Annotated in this window: 13 protein-coding genes; 12 read left to right on the top strand and 1 reads right to left on the bottom strand. The window is 70.6% G+C overall.

Going from position 1 to position 15,982, the window contains the following annotated elements; all coding sequences use genetic code 11:
- Positions 1 to 175 precede the first annotated feature (175 nt).
- From urtA to ACE101_RS07335, 12 genes are all read left to right on the top strand, one after another.
- Entirely contained in the window at positions 176 to 1,462 is a 1,287-nt protein-coding gene (urtA, locus tag ACE101_RS07390; protein WP_379138518.1) for an urea ABC transporter substrate-binding protein, read from the top strand.
- A 149-nt stretch (positions 1,463 to 1,611) separates the two neighbouring features.
- Positions 1,612 to 3,210 (top strand): urea ABC transporter permease subunit UrtB, encoded by a 1,599-nt coding sequence (gene urtB, locus ACE101_RS07385; protein WP_379127367.1) that lies wholly within the window; start codon positions 1,612 to 1,614, stop codon positions 3,208 to 3,210.
- A 2-nt stretch (positions 3,211 to 3,212) separates the two neighbouring features.
- Complete coding sequence (gene urtC, locus ACE101_RS07380) at positions 3,213 to 4,364, top strand: urea ABC transporter permease subunit UrtC (RefSeq protein ID WP_379127365.1); 1,152 nt, start codon at positions 3,213 to 3,215, stop codon at positions 4,362 to 4,364.
- A complete protein-coding gene (gene urtD, locus ACE101_RS07375) occupies positions 4,361 to 5,149 on the top strand; it encodes an urea ABC transporter ATP-binding protein UrtD (RefSeq protein ID WP_379127363.1) in 789 nt (262 codons plus the stop codon). The genes urtC and urtD overlap by 4 nt, the downstream gene beginning before the upstream one ends.
- A gap of 15 nt (positions 5,150 to 5,164) precedes the next feature.
- Complete coding sequence (gene urtE, locus ACE101_RS07370; protein ID WP_379127361.1) at positions 5,165 to 5,860, top strand: urea ABC transporter ATP-binding subunit UrtE; 696 nt, start codon at positions 5,165 to 5,167, stop codon at positions 5,858 to 5,860.
- Between the two features lie 216 nt (positions 5,861 to 6,076).
- A complete protein-coding gene (gene rimP, locus ACE101_RS07365) occupies positions 6,077 to 6,691 on the top strand; it encodes a ribosome maturation factor RimP (protein ID WP_379127358.1) in 615 nt (204 codons plus the stop codon).
- Positions 6,692 to 6,841: 150 nt separating this feature from the next.
- Positions 6,842 to 8,515, top strand: a complete 1,674-nt coding sequence (gene nusA / locus ACE101_RS07360; RefSeq protein ID WP_379127355.1) for a transcription termination factor NusA — start codon at positions 6,842 to 6,844, stop codon at positions 8,513 to 8,515.
- Between the two features lie 180 nt (positions 8,516 to 8,695).
- Entirely contained in the window at positions 8,696 to 9,445 is a 750-nt protein-coding gene (locus ACE101_RS07355; protein ID WP_379127353.1) for an RNA-binding protein, read from the top strand.
- 140 nt (positions 9,446 to 9,585) lie between these two features.
- Positions 9,586 to 12,525: a translation initiation factor IF-2 gene (gene infB / locus ACE101_RS07350; RefSeq protein ID WP_379127350.1), complete on the top strand. Its 2,940-nt coding sequence runs from the start codon at positions 9,586 to 9,588 to the stop codon at positions 12,523 to 12,525.
- Between the two features lie 156 nt (positions 12,526 to 12,681).
- Entirely contained in the window at positions 12,682 to 13,110 is a 429-nt protein-coding gene (gene rbfA, locus ACE101_RS07345) for a 30S ribosome-binding factor RbfA (RefSeq protein ID WP_379127347.1), read from the top strand.
- A gap of 112 nt (positions 13,111 to 13,222) precedes the next feature.
- Complete coding sequence (gene truB / locus ACE101_RS07340) at positions 13,223 to 14,230, top strand: tRNA pseudouridine(55) synthase TruB (RefSeq protein WP_379127344.1); 1,008 nt, start codon at positions 13,223 to 13,225, stop codon at positions 14,228 to 14,230.
- Positions 14,223 to 14,657, top strand: a complete 435-nt coding sequence (locus ACE101_RS07335) for an acyl-CoA thioesterase (RefSeq protein ID WP_379127342.1) — start codon at positions 14,223 to 14,225, stop codon at positions 14,655 to 14,657. The genes truB and ACE101_RS07335 overlap by 8 nt, the downstream gene beginning before the upstream one ends.
- Before the next feature lie 61 nt (positions 14,658 to 14,718).
- Here the strand turns inward: ACE101_RS07335 and ACE101_RS07330 are convergent, their stop codons facing one another.
- Positions 14,719 to 15,891, bottom strand: coding sequence for a hypothetical protein (locus ACE101_RS07330; protein WP_379127339.1), 1,173 nt, complete (start codon positions 15,889 to 15,891; stop codon positions 14,719 to 14,721).
- Between the last annotated feature and the right edge of the window lie 91 nt (positions 15,892 to 15,982).

The following is a 15,982-nucleotide window of genomic DNA, read 5'->3' as shown; positions in this document are numbered from 1 at the left end:
CATGCAGGCATGATGCCGTGAAAGTGGGCTGGAGCCGGCGCGCGACTGCTCAGTTCGCCCGCAGAGGCCGGTTCCCCCTTGGGCGATCGCGGCCCTGAATGCTTGCGGAATTGGCACATCGCTTGCGCAAGCGGGAACGACCGGACAACAGGTCGGGGGAACGGAAAACATGACGATGTCCTGGAAGGCATGGCTCTCGCGCGCGACGGTGGCGGGCGGCATGGCGCTCGGTGCCCTGACGGCGACCGCCGCTTCGGCGCAGGAGACCATCAAGGTCGGCATCCTGCACTCGCTCTCGGGAACGATGGCGATCTCCGAGACGACCCTCAAGGACGTCATGCTCATGCTCATCGATGAGCAGAACAAGAAGGGCGGCGTGCTCGGCAAGAAGCTCGAAGCGGTCGTGGTCGATCCGGCCTCGAACTGGCCGCTCTTCGCCGAGAAGGCGCGCGAGCTGATCGCGAAGGACAAGGTCTCGGCGGTGTTCGGCTGCTGGACCAGCGTGTCGCGCAAGTCCGTGCTGCCGGTGTTCAAGGAGCTGAACTCGATCCTGTTCTACCCCGTCCAGTACGAGGGCGAGGAGAGCGAGCGCAACGTGTTCTATACCGGCGCCGCCCCGAACCAGCAGGCGATCCCGGCCGTCGACTACCTGATGAAGGAGGAGAAGGTCCAGCGCTGGGTGCTGGAGGGCACGGACTACGTCTATCCGCGCACCACCAACAAGATCCTCGAAGCCTACCTGAAGTCGAAGGGCGTGAAGGCCGAGGACATCTCGATCAACTACACCCCGTTCGGTCAGTCCGACTGGCAGACCCGGGTCGCGGCGATCAAGGCCTTCGGTTCGGCCGGCAAGAAGACGGCGGTGGTCTCGACGGTCAACGGCGACGCGAACGTGCCCTTCTACAAGGAGCTGGCGAACCAGGGCATCAAGGCGACCGACATCCCGGTCGTCGCCTTCTCGGTCGGCGAGGAGGAACTCGCGGGCATCGACACCAAGCCGCTGGTCGGCCATCTCGCCGCCTGGAACTACTTCGAGTCGATCGATACGCCGGACAACAAGGCGTTCATCAAGCAGTGGCAGACCTTCACCAAGAACCCGAAGCGGGTGACCAACGACCCCATGGAGGCCCACTACATCGGCTTCAACATGTGGGTGAAGGCGGTCGAGAAGGCCGGAACCACCGATCCGGACAAGGTCATCGCGGCGCTCCCGGGCACCAAGCAGGCCAATCTGACCGGCGGCACCTCGGAGATGCTGCCCAACCACCACATCACCAAGCCGGTCTTCATCGGCGAGATCAAGGGTGACGGCCAGTTCGACGTGGTGTGGAAGACGGAAGGCCTGGTCCCGGGCGACGCGTGGTCGAAGGAGCTCGACGGCTCCAAGGACCTGGAAGCCGACTGGGTCAAGCTGAATTGCGGCAACTACAACACCAAGACGAAGAAGTGCGGCGGCGCGTGAGCGGTGGCCGCAGGGGCGCAGGCTTTCTCGCCCGCGCCCGCGCCAACCGGGAATGAAGCGCGCTTCCCCTCTCCCGCCCGGGAGAGGGGATCCCGCTCCGGGCCATGCCCGCTCGGATCATTGCCTCCTGCCCCCTCGGACGAAACCGAATGCTCCGCTGGATCACCCTCGTCCTCGCCCTGGCGGCCTGGTGCGCGCTCGGCGCCGTCGCCGTGCAGGCCCAGTCCCCGGCCGACGCCGCCTATGCCCGGCTCGCGAGCGACAGCTACTCGGAGATCGAGGCCGGCATCGCCGCGCTCGCGACGAGCGGCGACGCGAAGGCGGGCGCCACGTTGCGCGCCCTCGCCGAGGGCCAGCTCCTCTACCGCCCCGAGGACAAGGTCCTGGCGATCCAGGGCGCCGGCGGCCCCACCGACGCCCGCACCGGAGCGGCGCTCCCGACCAGCGACGGTTTCAAGCCCGTGCGCGTGAACAACCGGGTCCGCCGGGCGATCGACGCGGCGCAGGGTAGCCTCAACCTCGTCTCCCCGAATCCCGCCACCCGCCGGTCGGCGGCTGATGCGGTCTTCAAGGCCCGCGACGTGGCCGCCCTGCCGGCCCTCGAAGCCGCCATCGCGGGCGAGAAGGATGCGGGCGTGAAGCGCGCCCTCGAGGAGGCGCGCGCCGCGGCGCTCCTCGCCAAGCCCGATGCGGGAGAGGGCGTGCGGATCGCCGCCGTGGCGGTGCTGCAGGGACGCGGGGACGGCGACGCGCTCGCGATGCTGCGCGGCCTCTCGACCGACGCCTCGGCTGGCGTCCGCGACGCCGCCGCGAAGGCGATCGCGAGCGTGGAACTGCGCCTCGCCGTCGTCTCGAACCTGCAGAACGCGTGGTACGGCATCTCCCTCGGCTCGGTCCTGCTGCTCGCCGCCATCGGGCTCGCCATCACCTTCGGCGTGATGGGCGTCATCAACATGGCGCATGGCGAGATGGTGATGCTCGGCGCCTACACGACCTTTCTGGTGCAGGAGGTCATCCGCCAGCGGATGCCGGGCCTGTTCGACTGGTCGCTGCCCATCGCCATCCCGCTCGCCTTCCTGGTGGCGGGCGCGGTCGGGGTCGTCATCGAGCGCGGCATCATCCGCCACCTCTACGGCCGGCCGCTGGAGACGCTGCTCGCCACCTGGGGCGTCAGCCTGATCCTCCAGCAGGCGGTGCGCTCGCTGTTCGGGCCGACGAACCGCGAGGTCGGCGCGCCCTCCTACATGGCCGGGGCCGTGGACGTGTTCGGCCTCTCCATCACCTGGGGCCGGCTCTGGATCGTGCTGTTCGCGCTCGCCGTCTTCGTCGGCCTCAACCTGATCCTCAAGGCGACCTCCTTCGGCCTGAAGACCCGGGCGGTGACGCAGAACCGGCGCATGGCCGCGGCCATGGGCATCCGCACCCCCTGGGTCGATGCCTTCACGTTCGGCCTGGGATCGGGCATCGCGGGCATCGCCGGCGTCGCGCTCTCGCAGATCGACAACGTCTCGCCCAATCTCGGCCAGAGCTACATCATCGACTCGTTCCTGGTCGTGGTGTTCGGCGGCGTCGGCAACCTGTGGGGCACGCTCGTCGCGGCGCTCACCCTCGGCGTCGCCAACAAGTTCCTGGAGCCCTATGCGGGCGCGGTGCTCGGCAAGATCCTGCTCCTCGTCTTCATCGTGCTGTTCATCCAGAAGCGCCCGCGCGGCCTGTTCGCGCTCAAGGGCCGCGCGGTGGAGGCCTGACCATGACCCGCCTCATCGACCGCAAGGGCTGGATCTTCCTCACGGTGCTCGCCGCCTTCGCGGTGGCGGTGCCGGTCCTCAACCTCGTGACCGCGCCGGGCTCGGCCCTCCACGTGCCGACCTACGCGGTCTCGCTGATGGGCAAGTATCTCTGCTACGCGATCCTGGCGCTCAGCCTCGATCTCGTCTGGGGCTATTGCGGCATCCTCTCGCTCGGCCACGGCGCCTTCTTCGCCCTCGGCGGCTACGCGATGGGCATGTACCTGATGCGCCAGATCGGCCCGCGCGGCGTCTACGGCCATCCGATCCTGCCCGACTTCATGGTGTTCCTGAACTACAAGGAACTGCCCTGGTACTGGCACGGCTTCGACTGGTTTCCCTTCGCGGCCGTGATGGTGCTGGCCGTGCCGGGGCTCCTTGCCTTCGTGTTCGGCTGGCTCGCCTTCCGCTCGCGGGTGACCGGCGTCTACCTGTCGATCATCACCCAGGCGATGACCTTCGCGCTGATGCTCGCCTTCTTCCGCAACGACATGGGGCTCGGGGGCAACAACGGGCTCACGGACTTCAAGGACATCCTCGGCTTCAACGTGCAGGCACAGGGCACCCGGGTGACGCTCTACGTCCTCACCGCCGCGGCGCTGGCGCTCGCCTACCTGATCGCCCGCTTCATGACGATCTCGGCCTTCGGCAAGGTGCTGATCGCGATCCGCGACGCGGAATCGCGCACCCGCTTCCTCGGCTACCGCACCGCCCACTTCAAGGTGCTGGCCTTCACGGTCTCGGCCATGATGGCGGGGGTGGCCGGCGCCCTCTACGTGCCGCAGGTCGGCATCATCAACCCGTCCGAGTTCACCCCCGCCAATTCCATCGAGGCGGTGATCTGGGTCGCGGTCGGCGGGCGGGGCACCCTGGTCGGGGCGGCGCTGGGCGGCATCCTCGTCAACTACGCCAAGACCCTGCTCACCGGCGCGATGCCCGACGCGTGGCTGTTCATGCTCGGCGCGCTCTTCGTCGTCGTCACCCTGTTCCTGCCGCGCGGCATCGTCGGAACGCTCGCCGAGCGCTTCGGCAGCCGCCGCACGCAGGCGTCCCTGCCCGGACCGGCGCCGGGCGAGATCGCGCCCGCCCTCGCCGAGGAAGGACGCGGGTCATGAGCGCCGCCATCGCCCACGAGCCCGCGGCAGCGCCGGACCGCCGTCTCACCAACGCGCTCCTCTACGTCGACGATATCAAGGTGACGTTCGACGGCTACCGGGCCCTGCGCGGCCTCTCGCTGACGCTGATGCCCGGCGAGATGCGCGCCATCATCGGCCCGAACGGCGCCGGCAAGACCACGATGATGGATTGCATCACCGGCAAGACGCGGCCGGATACCGGCACCGTCATGTTCGACGGCGTGCACGACCTCACCCGCATGGACGAGGCCGACATCGCCGAACTCGGCATCGGCCGGAAGTTCCAGAAGCCGACCGTGTTCGAGAGCCACACCGTGGCCGACAACATCCTGCTGGCGCTGAAGGGGGCGCGCGGTGCCACCGCCTCGCTGTTCGGCTGGCGCAACCGGGTGGAGGCGCAGCGCATCGACGCGATCCTCGCCACCACCGGGCTCCTCGCGCACCGGGCGCGGCCCGCCGCCGACCTCTCGCATGGCCAGAAGCAGTGGCTGGAGATCGGCATGCTGCTCGCGCAGGACCCGAAGCTGCTGCTCGTCGACGAGCCGGTGGCCGGCATGACCGATGCCGAGACCGAGGCGACCGCGACGCTCCTGCGCCGCATCGCCCGCGACCACGCGGTCATCGTCGTGGAGCACGACATGCACTTCGTGCGCGCCCTCCAGTGTCGCGTCACCTGCCTGCACGAGGGCGCGGTGCTGGCCGAGGGTTCGATCGATTCCGTCTCGGCCGACCCGCGGGTGGTCGAGGTCTATCTCGGCCGCTGAAGGGACCTGCGCGCGATGCTCAACGTCGAGGCGATCGACCTCCATTACGGCGCGGCGCAGGCCCTGCGCGGCGTCTCCCTCCAGGCCAAGACGGGCAAGGTGACGGCGGTGCTCGGCCGCAACGGGGTCGGCAAGACCTCGCTGATGCGCGCCATCACCGGACAGCAACCGGTCTCGAAGGGCGCCATCCGGCTCGACGGGCAGGACATCAGCCGGCTCGCCCCCTACGACCGGGCGCGCCGCGGCGTCGCCTTCGTGCCGCAGGGCCGCGAGATCTTCCCGCTCCTCACCGTGAAGGAGAACCTGGAGACCGGCTTCGCGCCGCTCAAGCGCCGCGACCGCTACGTCCAGGCCGAGATCTACGACCTGTTTCCCGTGCTCAAGGACATGCTGGGCCGGCGCGGAGGCGACCTCTCGGGCGGCCAGCAGCAGCAGCTCGCCATCGGGCGCGCGCTCGTCACCCGCCCGCGGCTCCTCGTGCTCGACGAGCCGACCGAGGGCATCCAGCCCTCGATCATCAAGGATATCGGGCGGGCCATCGACTACCTGCGCGCGAAGGGCGAGATGGCGATCGTGCTGGTCGAGCAGTATTTCGAGTGGGCGCGCGACCTCTGCGATACCTACGCGGTGATGGACCGGGGGCAGGTGGTCGAGGCCGGCGCGAAGGCGACGATGGTGGAAGCGCAGGTCCGGCGCTGGCTGTCGGTGTGATTCGGACGGGGCGCCGCCGCTCCGCGCGCCCCGCACAAGACCTTGCATTCCGTGCCCCGCGGGACTATCTGTTCGCCAACAGTTCTGTTCGCGGTCACTAGGCTGCGGTGCGGGAGTGGGTCCCCCGGGGCCCGCTCTTTTTTATTGCCGCGAGCCTGGAAGAGCGAGCCGAACGCCAGCCCCGTCCCATCGGGACGCCTTGGCCCTGAAGCATTCATGAGCGACGTTCCCCATCATCCTCCGGCCGACGCGGTCGAGAAGCGGCTCATCACCGAGACCGGCGTCGCCGCGCGCGTGGCGCAGATCGTCGAGCCCTCCCTCGAAGGGCTCGGCTTCCGCCTCGTGCGGGCGCGCGTCTCCGGCCAGAACGGCTGCACGGTCCAGATCATGGCCGAGCGCCCGGACGGCACCATGACGGTGGAGGATTGCGAGGCGGTGAGCCGCACGATCTCGCCGCTCCTCGACGTGGACGACCCGATCGGCCGGGCCTACCACCTGGAGATCTCCTCGCCGGGCATCGACCGGCCGCTCGTGCGTGCCGGCGACTTCGCCCGCTGGGCGGGGCACGAGGCCAAGGTCGAGCTCGCGGTGCCGCTGGAGGGCCGCAAGCGCTTCCGCGGCATCATCCGGGCCCCGGAGGGCGACACGGTCCGCATCGACCTGCCCGACGCCAAGGAGGGCACGCCGTCCTCCTACGCCCTGTCGCTGCGCGACATCGGCGAGGCGCATCTCGTGCTGACCGACGAGCTCATCCGCGAATCGCTCCGCCGCGGCTCCGCGCCCGCCGAGGATGACGGGGACGCGGCCGACGACGCGGCCACGTCCCCCTGAGCAGGATCGCACCGAGCAATTCTGCTCAAGCCTCTGGTTTCGCATCATTTCGCCGCCGAACCGGTGATCCCTTCGGCGCATGATGCTGGAATCAAACACCACCGTTCCGCGCCGCGAGGCGCGCCTCCGTTCAGGGAAGGATCAGACCCCATGGCCGTCGTCAGCGCCAACCGGCTCGAACTCCTGCAGATCGCCGACGCCGTCGCCCGCGAGAAGGTCATCGACCGCTCCATCGTCATCGGCGCGATGGAGGAGGCCATCGCCAAGGCCGCGCGCTCGCGCTACGGCGCCGAGACCGACGTTCACGCCGAGATCGATCCCCGCACCGGCGCGCTGCGGCTCTCCCGCCATCTGCTGGTGGTCGATCAGGTGGAGAACGACGCCCGCGAGATCGACCTCGACACGGCGCGCCGCCACAACCCGGCGGCCCAGGTCGGCGACGTGATCGCCGACACCCTGCCGCCTTTCGATTTCGGCCGCGTCGCCGCCCAGTCGGCCAAGCAGGTCATCGTGCAGAAGGTCCGCGACGCCGAGCGCGACCGCCAGTACGAGGAGTACAAGGACCGCATCGGCGAGATCGTGAACGGCCTCGTCAAGCGCGTCGAATACGGCAACGTCATCGTGGATCTCGGCCGCGGCGAGGGCATCGTGCGCCGCGACGAGAGCATCCCGCGCGAGACCTTCCGGCCGGGCGACCGCATCCGCGCCTACCTGTTCGACGTCCGCCGCGAGGTGCGCGGACCGCAGATCTTCCTCAGCCGCTCGCACCCGCAATTCATGGCGAAGCTCTTCGCCCAGGAGGTGCCGGAGATCTACGACGGCATCGTCGAGGTGAAGGCGGTGGCCCGCGATCCGGGCTCGCGCGCCAAGATCGCGGTGATCTCCCGCGATTCGTCCATCGATCCGGTCGGCGCCTGCGTCGGCATGCGGGGCTCGCGCGTCCAGGCGGTGGTCGGCGAGCTCCAGGGCGAGAAGATCGACATCATCCCGTGGTCGCAGGACCAGGCCACCTTCATCGTCAACGCCCTGCAGCCCGCCGAGGTGGTCAAGGTCGTGCTCGACGAGGAGGCCGACCGCATCGAGGTGGTGGTGCCCGACGACCAGCTCTCGCTGGCGATCGGCCGCCGCGGCCAGAACGTGCGCCTCGCCTCGCAGCTCACCGGCTGGGACATCGACATCCTCACCGAGGCCGAGGAATCGGAGCGCCGCCAGAAGGAATTCGTGGAGCGCACCAACGCCTTCATGGAGGCGCTCGACGTCGACGAGACCGTGGGCCAGCTCCTGGCCGCCGAGGGCTTCCGCTCGGTCGAGGAAATCGCCTACGTCGAGACCGGCGACATCGCCAACATCCAGGGCCTCGACGAGGAGACCGGGGCCGAGATCCAGGAGCGCGCCCGCGAGTACCTCGCCCGCATCGAGGCCGAGAACGACGCCCGCCGCAAGGAACTCGGCGTCGAGGACGAGCTGCGCGAGATCGACGGCATCACGACCCCGATGCTGGTGGCCCTCGGCGAGAACGAGGTGCGGACCATCGAGGACCTCGCCGGCTGCGCCACGGACGATCTCGTCGGCTACACCGAGGGCCGCGGCGCCGAGGCCGTGCGCCATGCGGGCTATCTCGACGGGTTCGATCTCTCCCGCGCCGAGGCGGAGGCGATGATCGTCGCCGCCCGCGTTCATGCCGGCTGGATCGAGGCGGCGCCGGAGCCCGAGGAGCCGGCCGAGGACGACCAGGACGGCGAATTGGCGGACGGTGAGCCTGGGGAAGGCGAGCGGGCGGAGGGCGAACAGGCCCGGGAAGAGACCGAGGGTCAGCCGACCTGATCCGAGCGGACGAACGATTCGACGTCTCAGGGGCGGGATCCCCTCCTCCCTCGGGGGAGGGGAAATCGCGACCCGCTCCTGAACGGTGACCCGGACGACGGGTGAGCCCGCAGGACCGCTTGGCGAGAGCGGCCCTGCCTCCGTCCTCTGCCCTTCCTCTCGCCGGAGCCCATGCGCCCGATGCAGGACCCCGTTTCCGAGACCGACGAACTGCCCCCCGACATCCTCGATGCCGGGATCGGGCGCGGTCGCGCGAATGCGGAGCGGACCTGCCTCGTGACGCGCCAGGCGCAGAATCCCTCCGGCCTGATCCGCTTCGCGCTGACGCCGGACGGCACCGTGGTGCCCGACCTCAAGGCCCGCCTGCCCGGACGCGGCGCCTGGGTGACGGCGACCCGCGCGGCCGTCGCGGAAGCATCGCGCAAGCGGCTGTTCCAGCGTGCTTTCAAGAGCAAGACGGCCGAGGTCCCGGCCGATCTCGCGGATGTGATCGAGACCGGCCTGCGGCAGGATCTCCGGCAGGCGTTCTCCCTGGCCAACAAGGCGGGGTGCGTCATCACCGGGTTCACGAAGGTCGAGAGCGCCATCGCGAGCGCAGGGGGAGTCGCCGCCATCGTGCATGCCAGCGACGCGAGCCCCGACGGGCGCCGCAAGCTCGCCCAGGCATTGCGCCGGCGGCATGGGGATGCCATATCGCGCATTCCGGTGGTGGACGACCTGTCCAGTGAAGAATTGGACATGGCCTTGGGCCGGGATCATGTGATACACGCTGCCCTCGTCGCGGGAGCCGGCACGACCGGCTTGCTCGCGCGTTGGCGTCGGCTCCGCACATTTCGCGGTGCAGGGGCCGAAACCGGGGATGTCGGACTGGCGCCGCATGGCGACGCCGACACGACCCTCCCGGACGACGTTCAGGATGATGGAACGTAGGTCATGACCGGTCCCCGGACGGCCGGTGATTGACGAAATGGGATCGGCCCGAGCGCGGGCCCGCTCCCGGGATGCAGGTGGGAGGCGGCCTCCGGGAGGCCGGATCCCGGGATGATGAGAACCCCCAGGATCTGAACTGAATGAGTGAGACGAAAAATCCGGGCGACAAGACGCTGCATGCCGGCTCTGCCAAGACGCTCTCCGTGAAGCGTCCGGTGGAGCAGGGCATCGTACGCCAGAGCTTCTCCCATGGCCGCTCGAAGTCGGTCGTGGTCGAGACGGTGAAGCGTCGCGTCGTCGGTGCTCCACAGGCGCCGGCTTCCCCGAAGGAGACGGCACCCGCCCCGGCGCAGAGCCGGCCTGCCGCGGGCGCCTCGCCGAGCCGTGCCGAATCGCGCCCGGCGCGGTCGGGCGTGGTGCTGCGCACCCTGAGCGATCAGGAGCAGAACGCACGCCTCGCCGCCTTGGCGGATGCCCGCCGCCGCGAGGAGGATGAGCGTCGCCGCGCCGCCGATGAGGCCCGCCGCCGCGTCGAGCGCGAGGCCGCCGAGGCCCGCGAGAAGGAGGCCGCCGAAGCGCGCAAGCGCGAGGAGGAGGAGCGCCGCCGCCAGGAGGATGCCCGCAAGCGCCGGGCCGCCGAGGAGGCCGAGCGCCGCATGAACGAGGAGGCGGCGCGTGCCGCCTCGGCCGCTGCCGCTCCGGCCGCCGCCCCGGCGCCGGCTCCGGCTCCGGCCCAGCCCGCGGCCCCCGCTGCTCCGGCGGCGGCGGCCCGTCCGGCCGCTCCCGCCGCAGCCCGTCCGGCTACGCCCGCGGCGGCCCGCCCGGCTGCAACGGCCGCTCGACCGGCCGGCTCGCCGGCCCGTCCGGCCGGTCCGGTGCAGCGCCCGACGGCGCCCGCCGAGCCGCGCCGCGTCATCACGGCCGACGCGCGCAAGCCCCGCGACCTCAACTTCATGGCCCGCCCGGCTCCCAAGCCGCCGGAGCCCAAGCCCGAGCCGAAGCCGGCCGCCAGCGCGCAGCCCGCGCCCGGCGCCACGACCGCGCGCTCGACCACCGGCCGTCCGGCCGCGGCTCCGGCTGCGGCGGATGACGAGGCGGACACCAAGCGGGTGATCCGGCGGCCCGGCATGCCGCTCAAGATCATCACCCCGCCGAAGACGCCGAAGTCGCCGGGTGCCGACCGCAGCAACCGCGGCCGTCTCACCATCGCGACCGCGACGTCCGGCGAGGACGAGCGGACCCGCTCGCTCGCCTCGTTCCGCCGCCGGACGCAGCGCCTCACCGGCCATCGTCAGATGGAGCAGAAGGAGAAGCTGTCGCGCGACGTGGTCATTCCTGAGACGATCACCATCCAGGAACTCGCCAACCGCATGAGCGAGCGCGCGGTGGACGTGATCCGCCTGCTCATGAAGCAGGGCCAGATCCACAAGATCACCGACGTGATCGACTCGGACACGGCCCAGCTCATCGCCGAGGAACTCGGCCACACGGTGCGCCGCGTGGCGGAGTCGGACGTCGAGGAAGGCCTGTTCGACGAGCCGGACATCGACGAGGACACCCAGCCGCGTCCGCCGGTCGTGACCATCATGGGCCACGTCGACCACGGCAAGACCTCGCTGCTCGACGCGATCCGCAACGCCAACGTCGTCTCCGGCGAGGCGGGCGGCATCACGCAGCACATCGGTGCCTATCAGGTCACGTCGCCCTCCGGTGGCAAGATCACCTTCATCGACACCCCCGGCCACGCGGCCTTCACCTCCATGCGCGCCCGCGGCGCCAAGGTGACGGACATCGTGGTGCTGGTGGTGGCGGCCGATGACGGCGTCATGCCCCAGACGATCGAGGCGATCTCCCACGCCAAGGCGGCCGAGGTGCCCCTGATCGTGGCGATCAACAAGGTCGACAAGCCCGACGCCAACCCGCAGCGGGTGCGCACCGAACTCCTCCAGTACGACGTGCAGGTGGAGTCGATGGGCGGCGAGACCCTCGAATTCGAGGTCTCGGCCAAGACCAAGCAGGGCCTCGAGGATCTGCTGGAGGGCCTCGCCCTTCAGGCCGAGATCCTCAACCTCCGCGCCAACCCGGATCGCTCCGCGGAAGGCACGGTGATCGAGGCCAAGCTCGATCGCGGCCGCGGTCCGGTGGCGACGGTGCTCGTTGAGCGCGGCACGCTGCACACCGGCGACATCGTGGTGGCGGGTGCCGAGTGGGGCCGCGTGCGTGCCCTCATCGACGATACCGGTCGCAACACCAAGGAGGCCGGTCCCTCGGTTCCGGTCGAGGTGCTGGGCTTCAACGGCACGCCGGAGGCGGGCGACCGCGTCGCGGTGGTCGAGAACGAGGCCCGGGCCCGCGAGGTCACCGAGTACCGGGCCCGCGTGAAGCGCGAGCGCGCGGCGGCGGCCGGCACCGGTGCCGGACGTTCGCTGATGGACATGATGCGCGACCTCAAGGAGGGCGCTGGCCGCAAGGAGTTCCCGCTCGTCGTCAAGGGTGACGTGCAGGGCTCGGTCGAGGCCATCGCTGGCGCGCTGGAGAAGCTCGGCAACGACGAGGTCGCGGCCCGCATCCTGCACACGGGCGTGGGCGGCATCACCGAGTCGGACGTCACCCTGGCCCAGGCCTCGGGGGCGGTGGTGATCGGCTTCAACGTCCGCGCCCACAAGGAGGCCCGCGAGGCCGCCGAGCGGGCGGGCGTCGAGATCCGCTACTACAACATCATCTACGACCTCGTGGATGACGTGAAGGCGGCGATGTCGGGCCTGCTGCCGCCGACGCTCCGCGAGGAGCGTCTCGGCGAAGCCCGGATCCTCGAGATCTTCAACGTCTCGAAGGTCGGCAAGATCGCGGGCTGCCGCGTCGAGGACGGCCGCGTCGAGCGCGGCGCCCACGTTCGCCTCATCCGCGACAACGTGGTGGTCCACGAGGGCAAGCTCTCGCAGCTCAAGCGCTTCAAGGACGATGCGCGCGAGGTCAGCGCCGGCCAGGAATGCGGTATGGCGTTCGAGAACTACCAGGACATGCGCGTCCGGGACGTGATCGAGTGCTACATCGTTCACGAGGAGCGGCGGACGCTCTGAGTCCACGCCTGACGCCGTTCGGCCGCCTCGCCGGGCGGCCCCACTTCTGCCGAGCCCGGGACGCCCGTCGTCCCGGGCTCGTCGGTTCAAGGCCCGTGAGGCGTCACCCTCTGCCGCCCACCGTGCGGCGCCGGTTCAAGCCCGGATGTGAAGATCATGCGCAAACCCACCGAAACCGCCGGCCCCTCGCAGCGTCAGCAGCGCGTGGCCGAACTCGTGCGCCACGCCATCGCGGAGGTGCTGAGCCGGGGCGACCTTCAGGACCCGGTGCTGAGCCGGCACGTCATCACCGTGCCCGAGGTCCGTATGTCGCCGGATCTCAAGCTCGCCACGGCCTACGTCATGCCGCTCGGCGGCCAGGACGAGACGCCCGTGATCGAGGCGCTGGAGCGCAACCGCAAGACCATCCGCCAGGAGGTGGCGCGGCGGGTGAATCTCAAGTTCGCCCCCGACCTGCGCTTCCGCCGCGACGAGACCTTCGACGAAGCCGCGCGGATCGATCAGCTCCTGCGCAGCGACAAGGTGCAACGGGACCTCGATCCCGAGCGGGATTCCGAGCACCCGGACGGGGCGTCGGACGAATGAGGCATCGCGTCGCCTGAAACGACGCGCTTCCGCAGCGATTGATTGACAACGAGAGTCGGCCCGGCGGATGCATCCGTCGGCGCCGTCGATCTCCTATTGGGGACAGGGACCGATGATGCACGAGGACCAGGCCGCCGGGACGATGCCGGCTGCACCGCCGCGCGAGGGCCGGCCGCCGCGCGGCCGGCGCCCCCAGGGCGATCGTCCCAAGCGCCGCGAGATCAGCGGCTGGGTCATCCTCGACAAGGGCGTCGGCATGACCTCGACCCACGCGGTGGCGGCGGTGAAGCGCGCGCTCAACGCCAAGAAGGCCGGCCATGCGGGCACGCTCGATCCGCTGGCGTCGGGCATCCTGCCGATCGCGCTCGGCGAGGCGACCAAGACCGTTCCCTTCGTGATGGACGGGCGCAAGGCCTACGTCTTCACCGTGACCTGGGGCACCGAGACGGACACGGACGATGCGGAAGGGCGCCCGGTGGCGACCTCCGACAAGCGTCCGACGCGCGAGGAGGTGGAGGCCGTGCTGCCGCGCTTCGTCGGCGCGATCGAGCAGGTCCCCCCGCGCTACTCCGCCATCAAGATCCAGGGCGAGCGCGCCTACGACCTCGCCCGCGACGGCGAGGTGGTCGAACTCGTCGCCCGCCCGGTGCAGATCGACCGGCTCGCCGTGGTGGCCCACAGCGAGGAGCGCACCATCATCGAGGCCGAGTGCGGCAAGGGCACCTACGTGCGGGCGATCGCACGCGATCTCGGCCGCGCCCTCGGTTGCCTCGGCCACGTCTCGGCCCTGCGCCGCACCCGCGTCGGCCCCTTCTTCGAGGACCAGTCCTGCACGATCGGGGCGCTGGAAGCCGCCGAGGGCGTCGAGATCCCGGCCGTGCTGCGCCCGGTCGAGGTGGCCCTCGACGCGGTGCCCTGCGTGCCGGTCTCGCGCGACATGGCCTTGCGCCTGATGCGCGGCCAGCCGGTGATCCTGCGCGGGCGCGATGCGCCCCTCGGCGGCAAGGCCTACGCGACCTGCAACGGCATCCTGGTGGCGGTGGGCGATGTGGAACGCGGCGAGCTGGTGCCGCACCGCGTCTTCCATCTCGGCGGCACGGCCGCGCCGCGCCATGGCTGAGCGGCCGCCCGACGACGATCCGCGGATCCTCTGGACCGAGGACGTCCTGCGCTACCGCGACACCGACGCGAACGGCCACGTGAACAACGCGGTCTTCGCCGGATTCTGCGAGAGCGGGCGGGTGCAGTTCTTCGCCGCGCACCTCACGCCGGTGCTGCCGCCGGGCAGCGTCCTCGTGATCGCCCGGTTCGTCATCGACTACCGGGCGGAGCTGCACTTCCCGGGGCGCGTCCGCACCGGGACGTGGCTCGGGCGGCTGGGGCGGAGTTCGCTGGGGTTCCGCAACCGCATCGTCGGCGACGGGCGCCTCGTCGGCGAGGCGGAGGCCACCTGCGTCCTCATCGACGCCGCGACCCGCCGGCCGCGCCCGGTGGACGGGGCGGCGCGGGAGACGGCGGAGCGTCTGCTCCTGCCGGGAGCGGAGTGAGCGCGCGGTGCGCTCTCCGAGGCGGAGAGGTGGGTTGATCGCCTGATGCCGGGGCTCTGCCTCACGGCCAAACCTCGATGGCCACGGGCCGGCGCAGAAGGTCACGGTCCGAGGTGACCTTGCAGCCCTTCACTGCGAGCGTGGCGTAGTAGAGGTCCGCCCGGTCGCCCACGTCGTCGAAGTTGCGGCCCTTCGCCTCCCGGTCGATGAGCGACGGATAGCTGATCAGGTCGCCGCCCGCCTGGCAGGGATCGTCGTACAGGGTCGGGCCCGCGAGGAGCAGGCGCGGCGCGTCCCAGGTCAGGAGGTCGCGGGAGGTGGTCCAGTAGAAGCCCGAGCGCGGAAAAGCCCCGCCGGCCGCGGCCTGGAACACCGCGATCCAGGCGCCGGTGCCGCGATGGCGGCTCACCGAGCCGACCGGGGCCGGAAAGGGTGCGACCGGTTTGCAGGCGCCCGCCGGCTTCTCCCCCTTGCGGTAGGGATCGGGGAAGCGCGCCGCGAAATCCCGCCCGTCCCAAGCCCGCCAGCGGCCCGGATCGCGCACGTCGTCCGAGCGGAACAGGCAGACCCCGAAGGGCTGCCCCGCCCAGCCGGTGTTGGAGGCGAGGAAGTACCAGTGGCGCCCGTCATGCACGATGTTCGAGGGATTGAAGAATCCCCGGTGGCGGCCCTGCTCGGCCTCCTGGCGGAAGGGCGGGGCGGCGACCACGGCGGGCGGCACCGCGCGCTGGAAGCTCAGCCCCCCATCCGGCGAGCGCGCAGCCAGGATCGTATTGTACCAGCAGGCCATCATCTCGGCCGAGCGGCATCGCCCGGGATGCGCCTCGGCGTGATACTCGTGGTGGAGCAGGGCCACGACCGTGCGGCCGTCCTCGGTCCAAGTGGCGGTGATCCAGGTGCGGTCGTCGTAGCGCTCCGGTTCCGCTGCGAGCCCCGAATCGAGGACGATCCGGCAATCGAGCGTCAGGCTGTCAGCGTCCGGACCGCGCAGGGCGCGGTTGCGGTAATGCATGCCGAAGATCGCGAGGGCGCCCGTGGCGTCCCGGAAGGCGCGGGCCGGCGCGTCCGGCACGTCGTGCCCGTCGCAGGCGTCGCGCCCCGCCTTGAACACCACACGCGGCGCTCCGACCAGGGTCAGGGCCGAGAGCGGCGGGCCGGGTTCGGCCTGCGCTCCGGCCAGGGTCGCGGCGCACAGGCAAGCGGCGAGGAGGCGTGCGAGGAGGAGTGAACGCATCGGGCGAACCTGGACTTTCCGCGCGAGCCTGTTCACCAAGTGATTGCGGCTTGCTTGCGCGGACCGCCGATTCCTCCCGAACCCCCGGGTC

This window comes from Methylobacterium carpenticola, assembly GCF_042748905.1.
GTDB lineage: Bacteria > Pseudomonadota > Alphaproteobacteria > Rhizobiales > Beijerinckiaceae > Methylobacterium > Methylobacterium carpenticola.
This window is presented reverse-complemented; position numbering and strand designations above follow the sequence as displayed.